The sequence below is a fragment of the Mycobacterium sp. E3247 genome (assembly GCF_001667785.1).
In the GTDB taxonomy this organism is placed as follows: domain Bacteria; phylum Actinomycetota; class Actinomycetes; order Mycobacteriales; family Mycobacteriaceae; genus Mycobacterium.
The window spans coordinates 1-2,149 of sequence record NZ_LZJG01000472.1 but is presented as its reverse complement, the minus strand read 5'-3'; the positions used below and the strand labels follow the sequence as shown (position 1 = coordinate 2,149).

The following is a 2,149-nucleotide window of genomic DNA, read 5'->3' as shown; positions in this document are numbered from 1 at the left end:
TCCTTGCTGACCCGCTTGACGTATTCGAGTATGGGGCGGGTGATTTCGCGGTATGGCGAGGCGGTGACCCCGAGCGGGGAGGTGAGCTGGTGTTTCTCGGCACCTACACGCCCAAACTCGACGACAAGGGGCGGCTCACGTTGCCCGCCAAGTTCCGCGATGCGCTGGCAGGGGGGTTGATGGTCACCAAGAGCCAAGACCACAGCCTCGCCGTCTATCCGCGGGGTGAATTCGAGCAGCTCGCGCGCCGGGCGAGCAAGGCGTCGCGCAGCAACCCCGACGCCCGTGCATTCCTGCGCAACCTCGCCGCCGGCACGGACGAGCAGCATCCCGACGCGCAGGGACGCATCACGTTGTCGGCCGATCACCGCCGCTACGCGAACCTCTCCAAGGATTGCGTGGTGATCGGAGCGGTCGACTACCTGGAGATCTGGGATGCGCAAGCATGGCAGGACTACCAGCAGACCCACGAAGAGAACTTCTCCGCGGCCAGCGATGAAGCACTCGGCGACATCATCTGAGGCGCATGCCCGTGCAACGTGGCCTCTGCCCGAACCGACCCTGGCGTACTTCCCCAACGCCAGGTTCGTGCCTTCGGACAGGGACCTCGATGCAAGGGCGCCGGCCCTCCTGGCCGCCGAGGGGTCAGGGGCGTCTCGCCCGACCCGGGGAGGTGTTGCCGTGGTTGACGATTCAGCGAACTTCGGACATGTGCCCGTCCTGCTGCACCGCTGCGTCGAACTGCTCACCCCCGCGCTGACCCGCCACCACGCCGACGGTTCGGGCGCGGTCCTCCTCGACGCCACCCTCGGCGCGGGCGGGCACGCCGAACGGTTCCTGACCGACCTGCCGGGGTTGCGGCTGATCGGACTCGACCGCGATCCCAGCGCGCTGGACATCGCCGGGGACCGGTTGGCGCCGTTCGCCGACCGGGTCACCCTGGTGCACACCCGCTACGACGGCCTCGCTGCGGCTCTGACCGAATCCGGTTACCGCACGGCCGAATCGGTCGACGGGATGCTGTTCGACCTCGGGGTGTCCTCCATGCAACTCGACCGCGCCGAGCGGGGCTTCGCCTACGCTCAGGACGCGCCGCTGGACATGCGGATGGATCCGGAGTCGCCGTTGACGGCGGCGGAGATCCTCAACACCTACGACGAAGCGGCTTTGGCGGACATCCTGCATCGCTACGGTGAAGAGCGGTTCGCGCGCCGCATCGCGGCGCAGATCGTGCGCCAGCGCGCCCGCGCCCCGTTCACGTCGACCGCGGAGCTGGTAGCCCTGCTCTACCAGGCGATTCCGGCCCCGGCCCGGCGCACCGGGGGGCATCCGGCCAAGCGGACCTTCCAGGCCCTGCGGATCGCCGTCAACGACGAGCTGAACTCGCTGCGCAGCGCGATCCCGGCCGGGCTGGAGGCGCTCACCGTCGGCGGGCGCATGGTGGTGCTGGCTTACCAGTCGCTGGAAGACCGAATCGTCAAGCGGTTGTTCGCCGACGCGGTCGCCTCCCGCACACCGGTGGACCTGCCGGTCGAACTGCCCGGCCACGAGCCACGGTTCCGGTCCCTGACGCATGGCGCCGAACGCGCGGATGCCGATGAGGTGGAACGCAATCCGCGCAGCGCCGCGGTGCGACTACGAGCTGTCGAACGGATCGAGCAGGCAACCGGGAAGGGCCAGGCATGAAAGCAAAGCGCGAAACGCCGAATCGCCGCGGCGGGCGCGACGGTTCCGCCCGGCGGAGCAGGCGTTCGACGGCCGATCCGGGCCCGGCCCGCCGCACCCGGCCCGGGCGGAGCTCGGCGCCCACCCGCGAGAGCCGCGCGCCCAAGTCCGGACCGCACACCAGCCCCATCGCCCGGCCGGTCGAGCGGCCGGCGCGGCCCAAGAGCACCAGTCAGGCCAAGGCGCGGGCCAAGGCGCGGAAAGCCAAGGCCCCCAAGGTTGTTCGTCCTCGCCTGAGTGAGCGGCTGGCGGCCCGGCTGGCCGCGATCGATCTGCGTCCCCGCACCCTCGCGAGCAAGGTCCCGTTCGTCGTGTTGGTCATCGGCGCGCTCGGTCTCGGGCTTGGTCTGACGCTGTGGTTGTCCACGGACTCCGCCGAGCGCTCCTACAAGTTGAGTCACGCGCGCGAGAGGACCCGGCTGCT

Annotated in this window: 2 protein-coding genes and 1 pseudogene; all 3 read left to right on the top strand. The window is 70.0% G+C overall.

Translation table 11 applies throughout. The annotated features are described in order from the left end of the window. Window positions 1-89: 89 nt before the first annotated feature. Entirely contained in the window at window positions 90-521 is a 432-nt protein-coding gene (gene mraZ, locus A9X04_RS23035) for a division/cell wall cluster transcriptional repressor MraZ (RefSeq protein ID WP_007170790.1), read from the top strand. Then, entirely contained in the window at window positions 496-1,686 is a 1,191-nt protein-coding gene (gene rsmH, locus A9X04_RS23030; protein WP_102417297.1) for a 16S rRNA (cytosine(1402)-N(4))-methyltransferase RsmH, read from the top strand. The genes mraZ and rsmH overlap by 26 nt, the downstream gene beginning before the upstream one ends. Continuing rightward, window positions 1,683-2,149, top strand: a pseudogene (locus tag A9X04_RS23025) (hypothetical protein); the annotation flags it as partial. The gene rsmH and the pseudogene A9X04_RS23025, both read left to right, overlap by 4 nt.